The following is a 19,407-nucleotide window of genomic DNA, read 5'->3' on the forward strand; positions in this document are numbered from 1 at the left end:
CGTGGGCGGCTCAAGCAGCCAAAATACTGCACGCCCTAGACTGGGACCAGCCCTGACCGCCGTTCTGAAGGATCCCCTGATGCTCCCCGCTGCACGTCACCAGGCCATTGTGGACGCCGTCCAGCGGGAGCGGGTTGTCCGGGTGTCGGACCTGGCACAGCAGTTGGGTGTCTCCCTCATGACCGTGCGGCGCGACATTGAACTTCTCGAGGAAGGCGGCCGGCTGGAGCGCATCCACGGCGGCGCCAAAATCCCCGGCGATGTCAGCACCCATGAGCCCGGTTTTGAACTCAAATCCACCCAGCTGACAGCCGAAAAGAAGGCCATTGCGCTGGCGGCCGCTGGCCTGGTGCACGAGGGCATGGCCGTCGGATTCAGCGCCGGCACCACCACATGGGCGCTGGCCAAGGAACTGGTCAACGGTCCGCGGATCACCGTGATCACCAACTCGGTGCGCATTGCCGATCTCTTTCATCACGCTGCCGCGGCGGGAGTCCCCCGCTTCAGCTCAACGGTGATCCTGATCGGCGGCGAGCGCACGCCGTCGGACGCCCTGGTTGGACCCATCGCGACGGCGGCGCTGAAGCAGCTGCACCTGGACGTGCTGTTCCTGGGAGTGCACGGCATGGACGCGGAGGCAGGATTCACTACCCCGAACCTGCTTGAAGCCGAAACCAACCGGGCCTTCATAGCGGCTGCGCGCAAAACCGTGGTCCTGGCCGACCACACCAAGTGGGGACTCCAGGGCATCAGCACCATCGCAGCCCTGGACGACGCCGACGAGGTCATCAGCGATTCAGGCCTGGGCTCCGAGGCGCAGCGGCAGATCAGTGAGAGCACCCGGCTCAGGGTGGTTCCTGTCTAGGGCACGCCTCAGGCTGAATCGCGCCACATTATGGCGGTTTCCAGGACCCGCGGCGGGCTGGGCTGTCCCGAAAGCTGCGCCAGCACAAGCTCAGCGGCCGCACTTCCCAGCAGGTCCGCCGGCTGGCGCACCGTGGACAGCTGGGGCCTGCAGCGCAGCGCCCAGCTGCTGTCATCGAAACCAACGATGCCCACGTCTTCAGGTACCCGCCGGCCGGCTTCCTGCAGAGCTGTCATTGCCCCTGCGGCCACGGCATCGGAGGCTGCAAAGACGCCGTCGACGGCAGGATCGCGGCGCAGCAGTTCCTGCATCCCTTCCAGCCCTGCTGCATAGGTGTAGAGGGGATATTCGACCACCAGCCCCGGATCGAAGCTGTCGCCCATGGCGGCCCGGAACCCGGCAAGGCGGTCCTGGCCGGAGTCACGGTCCAGCGCACTGGCGATCATGCCCACCCGCCGCCGGCCCGTCTGGAGCAGCCTGCTGGTGATGCTGCGCGCGCCCTCCACGTTGTCGATGGCTGCGTAAGGCAGGTCCGGAGTGCCGTCCGGGTGGCCCACGAAGGCGGCGGGAAGTCCGATGTCGGCAACAGCGGCTGCTATCGGATCCGACGCCCTGGCCGAGATGATCACCGCACCGTCCACAAGGCCGCCGCGCAGGTAATCCGCCACCCGGCGGCTGTCGCGGTCCGAGTCGATGATGAGGGATACCAGCTGGTAATCCGCCTTTGACAGCACTTCGTTGGCACCGAGCAGGATGGAGCCGATGTTCGGGTCTTCGAAGAGCAGCGAGTGCGGCTCGTGGATGATCAGGCCAATGGCCCGGGATTCCTGCTTGACCAGGTTCCTGGCCGCGTTGTTGCGGACGTAGCCCACCCTGGCAATGGCCTCTTCCACCGCCAGCCGGGCTTCATCGGAGACGTACTTTTCCCCGTTCACCACCCGTGAAACGGTGCCGCGGGAGAGCCCGGCAGCGTCCGCCACATCATTGATGGTGGCGCGGCGGGCACGGGTGCGGGTATGGGCCATACCAGTACTGTAGCGGAGGCCCAGCCTGCGCATCTTTGGCCAAACCGTTGACATGAACGAAAGCCCGCCTATAGTCTGTGAACGTTCCCACACCAACCCGGCCCTCAGAAGTTTGCGCCGCTCTGGGAACGTTCACAGATTAGACGACAACGGCGTCCATGTCCCAGGGAGCACTCCTTCGGCCGGCACGCCTGCTGCAAGCCGAAGGAGCAGGGTTGAGCCCCACCCGAACACCCGTCAAACAACTTTCCGGGAACGGAAAGCTCGTGTACGGCTGCGATTACAACCCCGAACAGTGGGACCGCGCGGTCTGGGAGGAAGATGTCCGCCTCATGAACCAGGCTGGCGTGAACCTGGTAGCGGTCAATATCTTTGGCTGGGCCGAACTGGAAAGCTCCCCCGGCACGTACACGTTCGAGCGGCTGGACGAGATCCTCGACCTGCTCCACGCCAGCGGCATTGGCGTGAATCTGGGCACCGGAACGTCTTCCACCCCCGCATGGCTGACCGCCCTCTATCCGGAAATCCTGCCCCGGTCAGCGTCCGGAACAGTGGCATGGCCCGGCGGACGCCAGGCCTGGTGCCCCAGCTCCCCGCGGTACCGGGAACACGCCCTCCGGCTGGTCAGTGAGACGGTGCGCCGCTACGGTGCCCATCCTGCCGTCCGCCTGTGGCACGTGTCCAACGAGCTCGGGTGCCACAACGCCCTGTGCTACTGCGACGTCTCAGCCACCTCGTTCCGTGGATGGCTCAAAGCCCGCTACAGCACCCTGGATGCGCTGAACAAGGCCTGGGGCACCACCTTCTGGTCCCAGCGGTACTCTGCCTGGGAGCAAATCCTTCCGCCCCGGACCACCATCTCCACAAACAACCCCACCCAGGTCCTGGACTTCCACCGCTTCAGCTCCGACGAACTGCTTGGCTACTACCAGGCAGAGGCCGCGGTCCTCCGGCAGCACAGCAGCGTTCCGGTGACCACCAACTTCATGGTGGCCGCCCACATCCGCAACCAGGACTACTGGTCCTGGGCGCCCCACATGGATGTCATCGCCAACGACCACTACCTGGACCACCGGCTTGCTGACCCCGCCACCGAACTCGCCTTCGCCGCCGACGCGACCAGGGGGCTGAGCCAGGGCCAGCCCTGGCTATTGATGGAACATTCCACCTCTGCCGTGAACTGGCAACCCCGCAACATCGCCAAGGGCCCCGGTGAAATGCTGCGCAATTCCCTGGCCCACGTGGCACGCGGAGCCGACGGGCTCTGCTTCTTCCAGTGGCGCGCCTCCGTCCAAGGCAGCGAAAAGTTCCACTCGGCCATGCTTCCCCATGCCGGAACAGATTCACGGATCTGGCGCGAGGTCCTGGAACTGGGCGGCATCCTCGAGACGCTGGCCGAGGTAGCCGGGACCACGGTCAGGGCAGACGCCGCGCTGGTGTTCAGCTGGGAGGCCTGGTGGGCCTATGACCAGGAGTCCCACCCCTCCTCCGATGTTGGCTACCTCGATCAGGTCCACGCCACGTACAGGGCACTCCGGGAATCCGGCATCACCGTGGACGTCGTCGCCCCGGGCGCCGATCTCTCGGACTACAAACTGGCTATCGTTCCCGGGCTGTATCTCGTACGGGACAGTGAGTCCGCAGTACTGACCGAATTCGTCCGGACCGGGGGAACCGCCGTCGTCACGTATTTCAGCGGCATCGTGGATGAGAACGAGAAGGTGCTCACGGGCGGTTACCCGGGAGCGTTCCGGAACCTGTTGGGGATCCGCTCCGAGGAGTTCTACCCCCTGCCGCCGGGACAGGCACTGGCGCTGGACAACGGTTCCACCGCCACGCTGTGGACTGAGGCCATGCGGCTCGAAGGTGCCGAAGCAAGGCTGTCATTCACGGCGGGACACCTGGCCGGCACACCCGCCGTCACCCGCAACACCTACGGAGCCGGGGCCGCCTGGTATGTCGGCACGGCTCTTGACCCGGCGGCGCTGCGAACCGTCATGACCGATGCCGCCGCCGAGGCGGGCGTCAGGGCCCTGATCGCTCCGGAGGGACTGGAAGTGGTTGTCCGCTCAGGCACCGACAACAGTTACGTGTTCCTCATCAACCATTCCGAGGAAGAGCACAAGTACCCTGCGCACGGCCGCGAACTGATTGTGGGCGAGGACGTCTCCAACGCCGTCGCCATTCCTGCGGGCGCCGTGCGCGTCGTCCGCACTGCCAACCCCGTACCCCAAACCGCTGGATTCACCACCGGCCAAAAGGATGTTGAAAGTGACTAGACCAAGCACGGCACCGGTACCGGCCCTGGGGGCGCCGAAGAACCGGAAAGCCAAAACTACCGGGGCCCAGCGCCGGGCCGTCTTCCTGTTTGTCGCGCCGTTCGGCGTGCTCTTCCTGGCCTTCTACGCCGTCCCGATTATCTTTGCGGTGGTGCAGTCGCTGCTGACGGTGGAGCGCAAAGGAACCTTCGGCCCGCCGAAACAGGTTTTCGGCGGGTTCGTCCAGTACCAGCAGGTGTTCCAGAACAGCGAATTCTGGGAGTCCGTGGGACGGGTGCTCCTGTTCGGAGTGGTCCAGGTACCGATCATGCTGGGCCTGGCCCTTCTGTTCGCCCTGCTGCTCGATTCTCCCCTGCTGAAGGGCAAGAAGTTCTTCCGCCTGGCGTTCTTCGCCCCGTATGCGGTCCCCGGGGTTATTGCCGCCATCATGTGGGGCTTCCTGTACTCGCCGTCACTCTCCCCGTTTGATGCCATCACCTCCGAGGTGAACTTTCTCTCGGCCGAGCTGGTGCTGTGGGCTGTAGCAAACATCGTGACGTGGGTGTACGTGGGCTACAACATGCTCATCATCTATTCGTCCCTTCTGGCCATCCCCACTGAAATCTATGAAGCCGCCCGCCTGGACGGTGCCAGCAACTTCCAAATCGCTTGGCAGATCAAGGTTCCGCTGGTGGTGCCCGCCATCATCCTCACCGGCGTCTTCTCCATCATCGGTACGCTCCAGCTGCTCGCCAAGCCCCAGACCCTGCGCAGCTTCAGCTCAGCCATCAGCAGCACGTTCACCCCCAACCTGGCGGTGTACACCACAGCCTCGGTCCCGAACTACAACCTGGCCGCAGCATTCTCGGTGGTGCTGGCGCTGGCCACATTCGTTCTTTCATTCGTCTTCCTCAAGGCAACCCAGCGGAAGGTCTCCCAGTGAGTGCAGCAGCGGCAACGGCCACAGAAAGTTCGCCTACCCCCGGTCAGGCCAACCCCCGCGGTCCACGGCACAGCATCATGTCCCGCAGCGCAGCGATGCTCATCATGGGGGTCTTCACGCTCTACTTCCTGACCCCCATCTGGTGGCTCCTGGTTTCCTCCTCCAAGACCGGCGGCGAGATCACAAGCACCGCGCCGCTGTGGTTCACCGCGGATTCCACGTCCACGTTCCTGGCCAACCTGGGCAGCCTCTTCACCTATGGCGACGGCGTTTTCGGACGCTGGCTGGCCAACAGCGCCCTGTACGCGGGGCTCGGTGCCCTGCTGGGAACGCTCATCGCCGCAATGTGCGGCTATGCCCTGGCAAAGTACGAGTTCCGCGGCCGGGAGGCCATCTTCAACATCGTGCTCAGTGGTGTGCTGGTTCCCGCCACTGCCCTGGCCCTGCCGCTGTTCCTGATCTTCAGCGAAGTGAAACTGACAAACACCTTGTGGGCCGTGTTCCTGCCCAGCCTGGTCAGTCCCTTCGGCGTCTATCTCGCGCGGATTTACGCGGCGGCCAGCGTTCCCACCGAACTCCTGGAGGCGGCCCGGCTCGACGGTTCCTCGGAAATCCGGACGTTCTTCACCGTCTCCACCAGGCTCATGGCACCGGCGCTCGTGACCATCTTCCTGTTCCAGTTTGTCGCCATCTGGAATAACTTCTTCCTGCCCCTGATCATGCTTCGCGATCAGGTGCTGTTCCCCGTGACCCTTGGCCTTTACGCCTGGAACAGCCAGATCAGCCAGATTCCCGAACTCCGCGTCCTGGTGATCGTCGGCGCACTCGTCTCGATCCTCCCGCTCATCGGAACGTTCCTTGCGCTTCAGCGCTTCTGGAGCAGCGGGCTTGGCGCTGGAAGCGTCAAGTAGCTCCCCCGCCATCCCCCAAAAAACGTCCTGCGGCGGCCGCCACGGGAACACCCCATTGATAGGAAAAGAAATGCGCGCGCATTACGGAAAAGCCACTGCAGCCTTTGCCATCGCTTCAGCGCTGGCCCTCGCCGGCTGCTCCGGCGGGAGCGGCGAAGGAGGCACAACGGCCGACGCGGCCGCAGCCTCCTGCGAGCCGGCTTCCGGCCCGGTCGAACTGACCTTCACCACGTGGGTTCCAGGCATGGACAAAGTGGTGGACCTCTGGAATAAGGAAAACGAGAACATCCAGGTCAAGGTGCAGACCGGCCCCAACGGCAACTCGGGAACGTACCAGAACTTCTTCAACCAGCTGCAGGCCGGGAACGCCCCGGACCTTGGCCAGATCGAGTACGACGCACTGCCCAACTTCCGCGTCCAGGACGGCCTGGAGAACATCGCTGCCTGCGAGGGTGTGGCCGGCGCCAAGGACAAGTTTGTGGACTGGACCTGGGGCCAGGTCACCTTCAATGAGGCGGACGCCGTCTATGCAGTCCCGCAGGACAGCGGCCCCATGGCCATGTTCTACCGTGCCGACCTCTTCAAGGAGGCGGGCATCAAGGTTCCCACCACCTGGGACGAATACGCTGCCGCCGCTGAGCAGATCAGGGCCCGCGGTTCCTACATCACCAACTTCCCGCGCGGCGACGTCAACTGGTTCGCCGGCAACGTGTGGCAGGCCGGCGGGCAGTGGTTCTCCAGCGCCAATGACCAGTGGGAGGTAAAACTGACCGGGGAGGAGTCCGCGAAGGTAGCCACTTACTGGCAGGACCTGCTGGCAAAGAAGCAGGTCTCCACGCTGCCGTCCTTCTCGGACGAGTGGAACGCTTCCTTCAATGAAGGCCAGCAGTGGACCTGGGTCTCCGCAGTGTGGGGCGCCTCAACACTGGCAAGCGGCGCTCCGGACACCGCAGGCAAGTGGGCCGTTGCCCCCATGCCGCAGTGGGAACAGGGCGGCAAGGCGGCCGGCAACTGGGGCGGCTCCTCCACCGCTGTCCTCAAGGGTTCCAAGCACCCCTATGAGGCGTCCAAGTTTGCACTGTGGCTGAACACCGATCCTGAAGCCCTTGCCCTGGCCAACGAACTGGGCGGCCTCTACCCCGCGGCCAAGTCGGCCACTGACCTGGACGCATTCACCGGCGGCGTGGACTATTTTGGCGGCCAGAAGATCTATGAAGTGTTTGCCGAGGCTTCCGCGAACGTAGATCCGAACTTCACGTGGGGCCCCACCATGACGCAGACCTACACGGACGTCTCGGACGGATTCGGCAAGGCCGCCGGCGGCAGCGGAACCCTCCTGGACGCGCTCCGGAACGGTGAGAAGAAGACAATTGATTCGCTGAAGTCCCAGTCCATCCCCGTCAAGGAGTGACTCTTCGGGTTGTAACTTAGCCCTGAGTTCCTGACAGGCAATCCACCGCCTCCGCAGCCCGCGGAGGTGGTGGATTGCTGTTTAAGGAACCACCGGAAGCCGCGGAAAAGGCTCACGGGGGGGGTTTCAGGGACAGCCGCAGGACTGGCGGACGAGCAGTTTCGTGGGAAAAATCCTGTGCCGCGGCTTTTCCCCACGGGCGGCACCCACCAGTGCCGCCACGGCGGCTTCCGCCATGGCAGCAACAGGCTGCTCCACCGTGGTCAGCGGCGGCCACGAGTATTCAGCCTCGATGGAACCGTCAAATGACACCACGGCCACCTCACCCGGAATCGCCAACCCGGCTTCATGCACGGCACGCAACAGGCCCACCGCCTGGGTGTCAGAAGTAGCAAAGATGGCAGTGGGCCTGTTCACTGAGGCAACCAGGCGTTGCCCGGCAAGGTAACCGCCGGGCCAGGTGAAGCCGCTGTAGACAATGGGACCTTCAGGCAACCCTGCGTCCTGCAGCGCCTGGCGCCAGCCCACCTCGCGGCCGTCGGTGCTGCCCGACACGTTGGTTCCCATCGCCAGGCCGATGTTTGTGTGGCCGTGGCCAATGAGGTGTTCGACGGCGATCCGGGCGCCGGCGGCTAGGTCCACGCCAATACTGTTGAACCCCGGCGCGTCCCGCTCCTGGTTAAGCAGGACCGCCGGGATGTCAGCCCGCTCCAGGACTTCAAGATCGGGTTCGAAGAGCACGCTGGCCAGCAGCACCCCGTCCACTTGCCGGGCCGCAAGGTTGCGGATGTTGCGCCGCTCCTTGGCGAGGTTGCCGTCGGAATTACTGAGTACCAGGGCATAGCCGAGCTCCGCGGCGGCATCCTCCACCGCGTGGGCGAACAGCGAGAAGAACGGGTTGGTGTTGTCCGGGATGATCAGGCCCAGCGTCTCGCTGGAACCCAGCTTGAGGGCCCTGGCGGCCGCGTTGGGCCGGTAGCCCAGCACCCGGATGGCATCCTGCACCTTGGCTTCGGTGGCCGGAGCGACTTTCTTGGGCCCGCCGTTGACCACGTAGCTGACGACGGCGGTGCTGACGCCGGCGTACCGGGCAACATCCTTGCGGGTCACAGGGCCACGCGGAGCCTGCACTGCGGGAGTGGTCATGGTGTTCATGCTAACCGCCTGACTTTCGACCGGGAGCACACCCGGCGAGCGCTCCGCGTCAGAGCCCAGTGTCCCACCTGCAATCTACTCGAGTCAACACGCCATCAATTGGAAGAATCCCGCTTGTTAGCAGCCGGAAAAACACTGTTGCGATCCTCGATCTACTCGTGTAGATTCATCGGCAGTTGTTATCCACATCACAGTCCAGGAAAGGGTCGACGATGACCACCCTTGCCAAACCCACACGAACCGCCCGGCCGCAGACGGGCGCACCGAGCCCCCGCGGCGGCTACCGCCGGCTCGGTGACCTGAAGATCGCCCTCCTCTTCATCGCCCCGGCCATGATCGGTTTCACTTTCTTTTACGTCGTGCCCACCATCCGTGGCGTGTACCTGAGCTTCACCGAATACAGCATCCTCGGCGACCCCGAATGGGTGGGCCTGGACAACTACACGGCCCTCGCCACGGACCCGCTGTTCTGGAATTCACTGGCCGTGACCGGCCAATACGTCTTCCTCAACATCGTTCTTCAGACGGCCTTGGCCCTGGGCCTGGCCCTGCTGATGCACCAGGTGGCCAAGTCCACGCTGGTCCGGGGCGCGCTGCTGCTGCCGTACCTGATGTCCAACGTCATCGCGGCGCTGCTCTGGTTCTGGATGCTCGATTACCAGATCGGCGTGGTGAACCAGTTCATCGAATGGGCAGGCATCCCCCGCATCGCTTTCTTTGGCAGCGAGGAGTGGGCCATCCCCACCCAGGCCCTGATCAACACGTGGCGCCACATGGGCTACACGGCACTGCTGATCTTCGCCGGCCTGCAGGCCATCCCCCACCACGTCTATGAGGTGGCCAAGCTGGACGGCGCTTCCCCGTTCCAGACCTTCCGCAAGATCACCATTCCGCTGCTGCGGCCGGTGCTGGTCCTTGTCCTGGTGGTTACCGTGATCGGTTCGTTCCAGGTCTTCGACACCGTCGCCGTCACTACCCAGGGCGGTCCGGTCAACGCCACCCGGGTCATCCAGTACTACATCTACCAGCGCGCCTTCACCGAGTCGGACTTCGGGTACGGGTCCGCCATCGCCGTCATTCTTTTCCTCATCCTCGCCCTGGTGGCCTTCATCCAGATGAAGTTCCTCAAGGGCAACGAGTCGGACCTGGACTAAGGAGTCCCGCATGAGCACCACCATCAGCCGCACCGCCGCGGTCGCCCCGGCCCGCCGCCGTCGCCCGTTCAACGCCCGCCGCGCGGGCGCCTGGGCCCTCCTGCTCCTGGCCATCGCCGTCTCCGTCCTGCCGTTCCTGTGGGTCCTGCGCACGGCGCTGTCCACCAACAGTTCGCTCGCCTCACAGTCGGCCAGCCTGCTGCCGGCGGACTTCACCTGGGGCGCCTTCCTGCGGGTCTTCGGGCTCCAGAGCCCGGCGGATGCCATCGCGGAAGGCGGATCGGGGGCAGCCATCGACTTCTGGCTGTACCTGCGCAACTCCGTGATCTTCTCCTCCATCACCACCGCCGGCGCCGTGTTCTTCAGCGCGATGGCTGCCTACGCCTTCGCCCGGCTGCGCTGGCGGGGCCGGAACACGGTCTTCAGCCTGTTCCTGGGCACCATGCTGGTCCCGCCGATCTTCACCGCACTGCCCAACTTCCTGCTGATCAAGAACCTGGACCTGCTCAACACGATGCTCGGCATGGTCCTGCCCTACGTCTTTATGACGCCCTTCGCCATCTTCTTCCTCCGCCAGTTCTTCCTGAACATGTCCCGCGAGGTCGAAGAAGCGGCAATGCTCGACGGCGCCAAGCACCTGCGCATCTTCTTCCAGATTGTGCTTCCCAACGCCGCAGCCCCGCTCGCCACCCTGGCGCTGCTCACCTTCATCGGCCAGTGGAACGAGTACTTCTGGCCCCTGCTGGTGGGCTCCCAGGACGACGTGCGAGTCCTGCAGGTGGGCCTCGGCGTTTTCAAGTCCCAGTCCCCGCAGGGATCCCCGGACTGGTCCGGCCTGATGGCCGCCACCCTGGTCTCGGCCCTGCCCGTCCTCATCCTCTTCGCGGCCTTCGGCAAGAAGATCGTCAACTCCATCGGCTTCTCCGGCATCAAATAAGCACTCCACCCTCCGCACCCTCCCGAATTCCCCGAACGGAAAGTAGAACCATGAAGAAATCCCTCGGCGCCGTCGCCGCTGCCGCCGTTATGGCGCTGTCCCTGTCCGCCTGCGGCGGTGGCTCCTCCTCCGCAGAATCCGCCAAGGGCGAGATCAACTACTGGCTCTGGGACGCCAACCAGCTTCCCGCCTACCAGCAGTGCGCGGACGATTTCACCAAGGCATACCCGGACATCGCCGTCAAGATCACCCAGCGCGGCTGGGACGACTACTGGAGCACCCTGACCAACGGATTTGTGGGCGGCACCGCCCCGGACGTCTTCACCAACCACCTTGGCCGTTACGGTGAGCTCGCCGAAAACAAGCAGCTGCTGGCCCTCGACGAGGCCGTGGAAAAGGACAACGTGGACGTCTCCGCCTACAACGAGGGCCTCGCTGACCTCTGGGTGGGCCAGGACGGCAAGCGTTACGGCCTGCCGAAGGACTGGGACACCATCGGCCTGTTCTACAACAAGGCCATGCTCACCAGTGCAGGCATCTCAGAGGACCAGATGAAGGACCTCACGTGGAACCCCCAGGACGGCGGCACGTACGAGGACGTCATCGCACACCTGACCGTGGACAAGAACGGCAAGCGCGGGGATGAGGCCGGCTTCGACAAGAACAACGTGGACGTCTACGGGCTCGGACTGAACGGCGGCGGCGATTCCTCAGGCCAGACGGAGTGGAGCTACTTCGCAAGCACCACCGGCTGGTCGCACACGGACAAAAATCCGTGGGGCACACAGTACAACTACGACGACCCGAAGTTCCAGGCCAGCATGGAGTGGTTTGCCGGACTCGTCAGCAAGGGCTACATGCCCAAGCTGGAGACCACTGTTGGCGCGAGCATGGCGGACACCTTCGCCGCAGGCAAGTCGGCCATCAACGCGCACGGTTCGTGGATGGTGGGCCAGTACACCGGCTACAAGGGAATCGAAGTGGGAATCGCTCCCACCCCGGTAGGCCCCGAAGGCAAGCGTGCGTCCATGTTCAACGGCCTGGCGGACTCGATCTGGGCCGGGACCAAAAAGAAGGACGCATCCATCAAGTGGGTGGAGTACCTCGCCTCCGCTGAGTGCCAGGACGTTGTGGCTTCGAAGGCCGTTGTCTTCCCGGCCCTGAAAGCCTCCTCCGACAAAGCCGCCGAAGCCTTCAAGGCCAAGGGTGTGGACGTCACCGCCTTCACCGAACACGTCAAGAACAAGACCACGTTCCTCTACCCCATCACGGACAACACCGCCAAGGTCAAGGGCATCATGGAGCCCGCCATGGACGCTGTGGTTTCGGGCAAGGCACCGGCCAGCTCCCTGACCCAGATGAACGAACAGGTCAACGCGCTTTTCAAGTAGGCTCCCAGCATCACCCGGCCGTGCGCCGCGGGCATTGTCCTGCGGCGCACAGCCTCCCATTCACAACCCCTCGCAGAAGGACAGCATTCTATGGACCCGCTCCACCTCCGTTCCGCCGGCACCAGCCTGGTGATGAGCTTCGCCAGCGCGGAGGCCGAGATCATCCACTGGGGCGCAGATCTGGGCCCCACGCTGCCGGACCTCGCCATCCTCGGCGACCCGATCCCCCACTCCGCCATCGACGCCACCGTCCCTGCCGGCCTCCTGCCCCAGGCATCCTCCAGCTGGCGCGGCCGTCCGGCACTCCGCGGGCACCGCATTGCCGACGGCGTCTCCGGCCTGGACTTCTCTGTCCGCCTCCGCGTGGTGAGCGCGGGCGCCGACGGGGACTCCGACGCCGGAAGTGCCGCCGCCGGCCGTTCCGCGGTTATTGTCCAGACCGATCCCGACGCCGGCATCACCGTCGTGTCCTCCCTGACACTGCACGACGGCGGGCTGCTGGAACTGCGTCACACCCTCACCAATGACGGCACCACCCCGTACCAGCTCGACGAACTGGCCACCGTCCTCCCGGTGGCGCCGGACGCCGTCGAACTCCTCGACCTGACCGGCCGCTGGTGCCGCGAAAACCACCCGCAGCGCCGAGCCATCCAGCAAGGCACGTGGGTCCGCACGGGCCGCCACGGCCGCACGGGGCACGATTCCTCGCTGCTCTTCGCCGCCGGCACCGCCGGGTTCGGCAACCGGCATGGCCGGGTGTGGGCCACGCACCTGGCGTGGAGCGGCAACCACGAGCAATTCGCAGACAGCATCGGTGACGGCCGCACCATGATCGGCGGCTCCGAACTCCTCGGGCCGGCCGAAGTCATCCTCGAACCGGGCGGCAGCTACACCACGCCGGCCCTGTTCGCGGCGTATTCGGACCGCGGGCTGGATGGCATCAGCGAGGCGTTCTACAGCTGGTTCCGCTCGCGCCCTCACCATGTGCTGCCCGCCGCCGGCACGGGCCTGCCTTCCGGAAAGCCCCGCCCCGTGGTCCTGAACACCTGGGAAGCGGTCTACTTCGACCACAACCTGGCCACCCTGATTGAGCTTGCCGATTCCGCGGCTGAACTCGGCGTGGAGCGTTTTGTGCTCGACGACGGGTGGTTCCGCGGGCGCCGCGACGATCACGCGGGCCTGGGCGACTGGTACGTGGACGAGGCACTCTGGCCGGACGGACTCACTCCCCTGATCGAGGCCGTGACCTCGCGCGGGATGGAATTCGGGCTGTGGGTGGAACCGGAAATGGTCAACCTGGATTCGGACATTGTCCGCGCGCATCCGGAGTGGATCGCCGGACCTGCTGCCGTGTCCTACAAGGACGGGGGCCGGCTGCCCCTTGAGTGGCGCAACCAGCATGTGATCGACCTCGTGAACCCCGAGGCCTGGCAGTACATTTACGACCGCGTCGACGCCCTCCTGCGCGGGAACAACATCAGCTACCTCAAGTGGGACCAGAACCGGGACCTGCTGGAACACGGCCACGCCGGCCGGCCGTCCGTCCACGAACAGACGCTGGCCGCCTACCGTCTCTTCGACGAACTCAAGAAGGCGCATCCCGGCGTCGAGATTGAAAGCTGCTCCTCAGGCGGCGCACGTGTTGACCTGGGAATCCTGGAGCGGACGGACCGGATCTGGGCCTCGGACTGCAACGATGCCCTGGAACGCCAGACCATCCAGCGCTGGACCGGGCTGGTGGTGCCGCCGGAGCTGGTGGGCGGCCACGTCGGCCCCACCACCTCGCACACCACGGCCCGCACGCACGATCTGTCCTTCCGCGCCATCACGGCCCTGTTCGGTCACTTCGGCATGGAGTGGGACGTCCGGCAGGTCACCGGTGCCGGGCGCGAGGAGCTCAAACGCTTCATCGGCCTCTACAAGGAGCACCGCGGCCTGATCCACTCCGGGCGAATGGTCCGCGCTGACCTCGCCGACAGCTCTTTGATGCTGCATGGCGTCGTGGACGCCGGGGCTGCCGGGTCACCTGAGCCGGGCACGACGGCGGCGCTGTTTGCCCTGGTCAGCACAGGCACCTCCTTCGCGGAACAGACCGGCCGGATCACCATCCCCGGCCTGGATCCGGACCGCTCCTACCGGGTGGACGCCATCTTCCCGGCGCCGGGAGACGCGGACTACGCCCATACGTTCACGCAGGTCCAGCCGCCGGCGTGGCTGGCGGACGGAGCCGAAGCCAACGGACGTTTCCTGGCCGGGGTGGGCCTGCCGATGCCCATCCTCAACCCGGAGCACGCCATCGTCCTGAGGTTCACGGCGCTGTAGGTCACAGGGTCAGGCCGCGTTGCCTAGCCTCGAATCCCCGAGCCGGGACGAGATCGCGGAGCCCAGCAGCAGGACCCGGAACGTCCGCTCGGTGGCCTCACGCAGCAAAGTGGCCCCGTTCGCGACAGCTGTATCAAGGTCCATGGGGATGGGGATGATCCCTGCAATGGCATCGATCCCCGCCGCATGGACATCGCCGGAGTCCTTGCCGATGGACCCGGCGAGCGCCAGCACCGGGACACCGGCCGCCTGCGCCCGCCGGGCCACCTCGGCCGGCACTTTGCCGCGGGGTGTCTGGAAGTCGATGGCACCCTCGGCCGTCACCACGAGGTCCGCCCGGGAGATGTGGGCGTCGAGGTCCACACCGGCCAGCCCCGAGTCCAGCAGCAGTTCAAAGCGCGGAACCAGGTTGGCTCCCAGCGATGCCAGACCTGCACCGAGGCCGCCCGAAGCGCCCGTACCGGGGCCTGTCCGCAGGTAGCTTTCCGGCTGTCCGGTGGCCCCGGCAAGCAGCTGCGCCCACCGGTCCAGTCCCGCGGAAAGGACCTCAACCTGTTCCGGAGAGGCCCCTTTCTGCGGACCGAACACACGGGCCACTCCCTGCGGTCCGCAGAGGACGTTGTAGGGGTTGAGCGCCAGGTCGATCCGGGTGCTGGCAAGGCGGCTGTCCAGCCCGGACAAGTCCACAGCCGCGGCGTGAGCCAGGGCTGCGCCGCCTTCGGGCAGGTGGTTGCCCTCGGAGTCCCGCACCCGGGCGCCGAGCGCACGCAGGGCGCCCGCACCGCCGTCGGACGTTCCCGAATCGCCGCAACCCACAATGATGCGTTCGGCACCCTGGTCAAGGGCGGCGAGGATCAGTTCGCCCACGCCCCGGGTGGTGGTCAGTCCCGGGTCGCGGAGTCCGGCCGGCACCAGGCGCAGGCCCGCCGCCGCTGCCATCTCCACGACCGCGGTGGGCCGGTCCACTTTGCCGAGCATCGCGAAGTGCGAGTCAACGGGGCTTCCCACCGGGCCGGTCACCCGGTGCCGGACCAGGCGGCCGCCGGTGGCACTGGACAGCGCCGCGGCGGTCCCTTCACCGCCGTCGGCCATGGGCACGGTGGTGACCTGGACGCCCGGGATGACCCGCCTGATGCCGGCCGCGATCGCAGCGGCCACTTCGACGGCGTCGAGGCTCTCCTTGAAGCCGGACGGTGCCACCAGAATGCGTTGCGGAATGGACATAACCATGGGAGCCACCTTCGGTGTAGGGCTGAAATTAGGGCGTAAAGAGGGGCAGGCCCAGGACGGGCCAGACCGCAAAACTGAAGAGCAGGACCACAGCGGTGCTGAGCGGCCCCAGCCATGCCGAGAGCCGCAGCAGATCCGCCGCGGAGTAGTGCGTCACGCCGTCGGCCTCGGCGAACATGGCCACCGGCTTGGCTGAACTCGTCAATGTGTGGCAAAACCCTGCCGCCGCCGTCGAGGCGAAAGCCGCTGCCATGGGATCCACGCCCATGGAACCGGCCGACGCCACCACCACGGGGATCAGGACGGCGGACCGGGCCGACCGCGACTGGATCAGCAGGTGCGCCGCTGCCGAGACCACCACCACCGCCACCACAAAGACCGGGGCTTTCCAGGCGCCGAGAACTGCCAGCGGGGCGAGCATCGAGGAGGCCAGCCAGTCGGCGGCTCCCGTGGTCACCAGGCTGGATCCCAGCGCCAGGGTGGCGGCCATAAAGAGCAGCATGGACCATGGCACCTTCTTGAGTGCCGCGCCCAGTTTCACCGATCCGTAGTACGGGGAGCTCACCACCAGGGCGCCGATGAGTGCCACCAGGGCGGGTTCGAGGCCGTGGATCGGCTCGGTGCACCACAAGGCCACGACGGCGACGAGCAGCATCAGCGAGCGCTGCTCATCAAGGTCCAGCGGGCCGCGAAGGCGCGTGGGGCTCTCCCGCTGCAGCTGGGCAGCGTCCACCCGCAGCGGCACGTTCCTGTCACTGGGGTCGGTAAAGAGGCGGACTGTCAGCTCGGCGGCCATGGCGCTGGACACCAGCGCCAGGGGCAGCCCCAGCAGGAGCCAGGAGGCGAAATCAAAGCCTTCGTGGCCCGCCGACTGCAGCACCTGGCTGGTGATCAGGTGCGCGCCCGCACCGAGGAAGGAGGCCACGGCGGACAACAGGATGACGGTCGGGAACAGGATCGCCAGCATCTTTACGACGGCGGGCCGGTCCTTCAGTGCCGTGCGCAGGGCCAGGAAGATGGGCAGCACCAGAGCCGCCCGGCCGGAGGTGGCCGGGATGGCGAACGCGGTGACGATCAGGCCGAGGCTGGTCAGGTGCGCCAGCTGCCGGACGCTGCGTGCTCCCGTGATCACAAAGGCAGCGCCGCGGGCGGCAAGCCCGGTGGACGCCACGGCGCTGGCGATGACAAAAGCCGCCATCAGCAGCCACACGGACTCTTCGCCCAGGGCGTCGAACAGGCTCCGGGTTGGCATTGCCCCGCTGATGACCAGCGCCACCGCCGCGCCCAGCGCAACATAGGTGTCCTCCACCGGCGAGAAGATCCAGAACCACACCGCCGCCAGGAAAATGCAGAGCGCGACGGCGGCCTCCGCACCGAGCGATCCGGGTCCCGCCTGCAGGGACAGCGCCACCATGGCCGCTGCCGCGACGCCGGCCGAGATCAGCGCGGGCGGCCGCAGCATGGCCGGCAGTCCGATGCGGCCCGTCGTGGCCCCGTCCGGGCCGGCGGCGCGCGGCGTGGCTTCGTAATAGGTGGTTTTCATCTGAGCCGGTATCCCGCGCCGCGGACGGTCTCCAGCCGAGCGGCACCAATCTTGGCCCGGAGCGCCCGGACGTAAACATCGACGACGTTGGACGCCGGGTCGAAATCCATGTCCCAGGCGTGGGAGATGAGCTGCTCCCGGGTCAGGACCTGGCGGGGGTGCCGCAGGAAGACCTCCAGCAGCGAGAACTCACGGGACGTCAGGTCCGCGTCCTGCTCCCCGCAGCGCACGCGTCGGCTGCGGAGGTCCAATTCCATGTCCTCATGGCTGAGCTTCATCACGGGTGTTGAGTCGCCGTCGTCGGTCAGCCGGAGGCGCACGCGTGCCAGCAGTTCCGCGAACTGGAACGGCTTGGTCATGTAATCGTTTGCCCCGCTTTCGAGCCCGTACACGGTGTCGGCCACGGAGTCGCTGGCGGTAAGGACAATGACGGCGGTTTTGGAGCCTTCGCCGCGGAGCCGTTCCAGTACTTCGAAGCCGCTCAGGGTGGGCAGGCCGATGTCGAGGATGAGCATGTCGAACTCGCCGGAGCGTGCCAGCAGGAGGGCACTGGCGCCGTCGTCAACGGTGAGGCAGGAGTAGCCTGCGGCGCGGAGGCCTTTCTCCACGAAGGCTGCGATGCGGCTGTCGTCTTCCGCGATCAGGATCCGTTTCATGGTTGCTCCTTCTGCGGCTCGGCGCCGGTGCGTTCTGACCTGTGGGGTTTCCCGGCTGCGTCCTGGTCCTCATCCGGGGCGGGGATGGTGAGGCCGAAGGTGGCGCCCTCCCCCTCATTGCTGCGGACCCAGGCGGTGCCGTGGTGGGCCTCGGCGATGCTGCGGACGATGGCCAGTCCCAGCCCCGCGCCGGGACGTGCGGCATCCGGGTGGCGGGCGGCTTCACCCCTGTGGAAACGGCCGAAGATCCGGGCTGCCTCGTCCTGGCTGACGCCGATGCCTTCATCGGAAACCCACACCGAGAAGCTGCGTTCCTGGCCGGAGCCCTCAAACCGGGAACCCAGGCGGACGGTGGTCCCCCCGGCCGAATACTGGCAGGCGTTGGTGGCCAGCTGCAGGACGGCCTGGGTGATGCGCTGCGGGTCCAGGCTGATGTGTCCTTCCGCAATTTCCAGGATGGGCCAGCCCCGCGAACCGAGGGTCTGTGCCTTGGCTTCGATGTCCAGCAGCAGCGACGCGGCGTCAGTGCTGCGGAGCTGGGTGAAGCCGGGGCGGTCCACTTTGGCCAGCAGCAGCAGGTCCGAAACGATCCTTCCCATCCGGGCCAGTTCATCATCCACCAGTGCCAGGGTGCGCCTGCGCTCCGGGGGGCTGTCCGACATCAGTTCGAGGTGGCCCCGGATGACCGTGATGGGTGTCCGGAGTTCGTGGGAGGCGTCATCCACGAAGGCCCGCTGCGTGCGGTAGGCCCCTTCCAGCCGGTCCAGCATGGTGTTGAAGGTCAGCGCCAGTGCGGCGATATCGTCGTTGCCCTGAACGGGGACACGGGCGGTCAGGTCTGATTCAGAGATGTCCTCTGCCACGCGGCGCACTTCCCGGATGGGCCGGAGGATCTGGCCGGCAACCAGCCAGGCGATACCCGCCGTGACAGCCAGCCCGCCGAGGGAAACGAAGAAGATGGTGACGGTGGTGCTGGCCACCTGGGCTTCACGCGGCGCCATGTAATCGCCAACGATCAGGAAACCTGTGTCGCTGCCGGACTCAATCGGCAACCGCGCCCAGTGCATCTCGCCCGCGCTGGTTGCGGCGATGCCGCTGGCTGCCTGCCCCGACCGGATGCTGTCCAGCAGTTCCGTGTCCGACGGCAGCTGGTGGCCGGCGTCCGGGGAGTTCATGGCCCCGCTCGGCGTGTACAGCACGCGCTGGCCTACGCTGCCCAGGATCACTTCGCCGGACGCGGCCGACTGCCGGCTCAGGTACCGTTCCAGCATCTTTTCAATCGACGTGAACGGCAGGGCGGTAGTGGGGTCAACGCCTTCCTTGGCGAAGGCCCTGAATTCCTGCAGCTCCTGGGAGATGGCCTGGTGCGCCTGGACGCGGGCCTGGTTGACCATCAGCGAACGGACCGTCAGCAGGACAGCCAGCAGGGTCAGCGCCGTGGTGAGCAGGATCCAGCCGGCGATCCGCCAGCGGGCAGGCACCCGGGACCCAAGGCGTCCGCGGGCGGCGTGGGTCCGGGGGGCGCGGGCCGGAGCCTCCGGTGCGGCTGCCGCGGCGGGCGGTTGGTGCGTTGCCGTGTCAAGCACGGCTGTCTGGTGCTCCATGG

At 66.2% G+C, this 19,407-nt stretch carries 15 protein-coding genes; 9 read left to right on the forward strand and 6 right to left on the reverse strand.

Going from position 1 to position 19,407, the window contains the following annotated elements:
- Positions 1-79 precede the first annotated feature (79 nt).
- Positions 80-865: a DeoR/GlpR family DNA-binding transcription regulator gene (locus IDT60_RS15985; protein ID WP_191079790.1), complete on the forward strand. Its 786-nt coding sequence runs from the start codon at positions 80-82 to the stop codon at positions 863-865.
- 8 nt (positions 866-873) lie between these two features.
- Here IDT60_RS15985 and IDT60_RS15990 read toward each other — a convergent pair whose 3' ends face one another.
- A complete protein-coding gene (locus IDT60_RS15990; RefSeq protein ID WP_191079791.1) occupies positions 874-1,890 on the reverse strand; it encodes a LacI family DNA-binding transcriptional regulator in 1,017 nt (338 codons plus the stop codon).
- A gap of 215 nt (positions 1,891-2,105) precedes the next feature.
- Between IDT60_RS15990 and IDT60_RS15995 the strand changes: the two genes are divergently transcribed.
- From IDT60_RS15995 to IDT60_RS16010, 4 genes are all read left to right on the forward strand, one after another.
- The gene (locus tag IDT60_RS15995) at positions 2,106-4,169 is read left to right on the forward strand and encodes a beta-galactosidase (protein ID WP_191079792.1); all 2,064 of its coding nucleotides are present in this window, start codon (positions 2,106-2,108) and stop codon (positions 4,167-4,169) included.
- Entirely contained in the window at positions 4,153-5,091 is a 939-nt protein-coding gene (locus tag IDT60_RS16000; protein ID WP_191079793.1) for a carbohydrate ABC transporter permease, read from the forward strand. Before IDT60_RS15995 ends, IDT60_RS16000 begins: the two co-directional genes overlap by 17 nt.
- 77 nt (positions 5,092-5,168) lie before the next feature.
- Entirely contained in the window at positions 5,169-6,002 is an 834-nt protein-coding gene (locus IDT60_RS16005) for a carbohydrate ABC transporter permease (protein WP_191079794.1), read from the forward strand.
- Between the two features lie 70 nt (positions 6,003-6,072).
- Complete coding sequence (locus IDT60_RS16010; protein ID WP_191079795.1) at positions 6,073-7,413, forward strand: ABC transporter substrate-binding protein; 1,341 nt, start codon at positions 6,073-6,075, stop codon at positions 7,411-7,413.
- Between the two features lie 126 nt (positions 7,414-7,539).
- Here IDT60_RS16010 and IDT60_RS16015 read toward each other — a convergent pair whose 3' ends face one another.
- Positions 7,540-8,559, reverse strand: coding sequence for a LacI family DNA-binding transcriptional regulator (locus IDT60_RS16015; protein WP_164205145.1), 1,020 nt, complete (start codon positions 8,557-8,559; stop codon positions 7,540-7,542).
- 221 nt (positions 8,560-8,780) lie between these two features.
- Here IDT60_RS16015 and IDT60_RS16020 point away from each other — a divergent pair, with 221 nt between their 5' ends.
- The 4 genes from IDT60_RS16020 to IDT60_RS16035 all read left to right on the forward strand — a co-directional run bounded on the left by IDT60_RS16020 (position 8,781) and on the right by IDT60_RS16035 (position 14,372).
- Positions 8,781-9,722, forward strand: coding sequence for a carbohydrate ABC transporter permease (locus tag IDT60_RS16020; RefSeq protein ID WP_191079796.1), 942 nt, complete (start codon positions 8,781-8,783; stop codon positions 9,720-9,722).
- Between the two features lie 10 nt (positions 9,723-9,732).
- A complete protein-coding gene (locus tag IDT60_RS16025; RefSeq protein WP_191079797.1) occupies positions 9,733-10,659 on the forward strand; it encodes a carbohydrate ABC transporter permease in 927 nt (308 codons plus the stop codon).
- Positions 10,660-10,709: 50 nt separating this feature from the next.
- On the forward strand, positions 10,710-12,050 hold the full coding sequence (locus IDT60_RS16030) for a sugar ABC transporter substrate-binding protein (protein WP_191079798.1): 1,341 nt from the start codon (positions 10,710-10,712) through the stop codon (positions 12,048-12,050).
- A 90-nt stretch (positions 12,051-12,140) separates the two neighbouring features.
- Positions 12,141-14,372 (forward strand): alpha-galactosidase, encoded by a 2,232-nt coding sequence (locus IDT60_RS16035; protein ID WP_191079799.1) that lies wholly within the window; start codon positions 12,141-12,143, stop codon positions 14,370-14,372.
- A 9-nt stretch (positions 14,373-14,381) separates the two neighbouring features.
- Here the strand turns inward: IDT60_RS16035 and IDT60_RS16040 are convergent, their stop codons facing one another.
- The 4 genes from IDT60_RS16040 to IDT60_RS16055 are packed head-to-tail and all read right to left on the reverse strand — an operon-like array spanning position 14,382 to position 19,405.
- Positions 14,382-15,602: a glycerate kinase gene (locus IDT60_RS16040; protein WP_191079800.1), complete on the reverse strand. Its 1,221-nt coding sequence runs from the start codon at positions 15,600-15,602 to the stop codon at positions 14,382-14,384.
- A 28-nt stretch (positions 15,603-15,630) separates the two neighbouring features.
- Positions 15,631-17,145, reverse strand: a complete 1,515-nt coding sequence (locus IDT60_RS16045) for an SLC13 family permease (RefSeq protein ID WP_223883758.1) — start codon at positions 17,143-17,145, stop codon at positions 15,631-15,633.
- Entirely contained in the window at positions 17,142-17,801 is a 660-nt protein-coding gene (locus tag IDT60_RS16050; protein ID WP_191079801.1) for a response regulator transcription factor, read from the reverse strand. The genes IDT60_RS16045 and IDT60_RS16050 overlap by 4 nt, the downstream gene beginning before the upstream one ends.
- Entirely contained in the window at positions 17,798-19,405 is a 1,608-nt protein-coding gene (locus tag IDT60_RS16055) for a HAMP domain-containing sensor histidine kinase (protein ID WP_191079802.1), read from the reverse strand. The genes IDT60_RS16050 and IDT60_RS16055 overlap by 4 nt, the downstream gene beginning before the upstream one ends.
- Positions 19,406-19,407: the final 2 nt, after the last annotated feature.

It is taken from the genome of Pseudarthrobacter sp. BIM B-2242, assembly GCF_014764445.1.
GTDB classification, from domain to species: domain Bacteria; phylum Actinomycetota; class Actinomycetes; order Actinomycetales; family Micrococcaceae; genus Arthrobacter; species Arthrobacter luteus_A.

What these genes read in the sequence shown, in the direction of transcription:
- IDT60_RS15985 (WP_191079790.1), top strand. Translation starts at nt 80, where the DNA reads ATGCTCCCCGCTGCACGTCACCAGGCCATTGTGGACGCCGTCCAGCGG.
- IDT60_RS15990 (WP_191079791.1), bottom strand. Translation starts at nt 1,890, where the DNA reads ATGGCCCATACCCGCACCCGTGCCCGCCGCGCCACCATCAATGATGTG.
- IDT60_RS16000 (WP_191079793.1), top strand. Translation starts at nt 4,153, where the DNA reads ATGTTGAAAGTGACTAGACCAAGCACGGCACCGGTACCGGCCCTGGGG.
- IDT60_RS16005 (WP_191079794.1), top strand. Translation starts at nt 5,169, where the DNA reads ATGTCCCGCAGCGCAGCGATGCTCATCATGGGGGTCTTCACGCTCTAC.
- IDT60_RS16010 (WP_191079795.1), top strand. Translation starts at nt 6,073, where the DNA reads ATGCGCGCGCATTACGGAAAAGCCACTGCAGCCTTTGCCATCGCTTCA.
- IDT60_RS16015 (WP_164205145.1), bottom strand. Translation starts at nt 8,559, where the DNA reads ATGACCACTCCCGCAGTGCAGGCTCCGCGTGGCCCTGTGACCCGCAAG.
- IDT60_RS16020 (WP_191079796.1), top strand. Translation starts at nt 8,781, where the DNA reads ATGACCACCCTTGCCAAACCCACACGAACCGCCCGGCCGCAGACGGGC.
- IDT60_RS16025 (WP_191079797.1), top strand. Translation starts at nt 9,733, where the DNA reads ATGAGCACCACCATCAGCCGCACCGCCGCGGTCGCCCCGGCCCGCCGC.
- IDT60_RS16030 (WP_191079798.1), top strand. Translation starts at nt 10,710, where the DNA reads ATGAAGAAATCCCTCGGCGCCGTCGCCGCTGCCGCCGTTATGGCGCTG.
- IDT60_RS16035 (WP_191079799.1), top strand. Translation starts at nt 12,141, where the DNA reads ATGGACCCGCTCCACCTCCGTTCCGCCGGCACCAGCCTGGTGATGAGC.
- IDT60_RS16040 (WP_191079800.1), bottom strand. Translation starts at nt 15,602, where the DNA reads ATGGTTATGTCCATTCCGCAACGCATTCTGGTGGCACCGTCCGGCTTC.
- IDT60_RS16045 (WP_223883758.1), bottom strand. Translation starts at nt 17,145, where the DNA reads ATGAAAACCACCTATTACGAAGCCACGCCGCGCGCCGCCGGCCCGGAC.
- IDT60_RS16050 (WP_191079801.1), bottom strand. Translation starts at nt 17,801, where the DNA reads ATGAAACGGATCCTGATCGCGGAAGACGACAGCCGCATCGCAGCCTTC.
- IDT60_RS16055 (WP_191079802.1), bottom strand. Translation starts at nt 19,405, where the DNA reads ATGGAGCACCAGACAGCCGTGCTTGACACGGCAACGCACCAACCGCCC.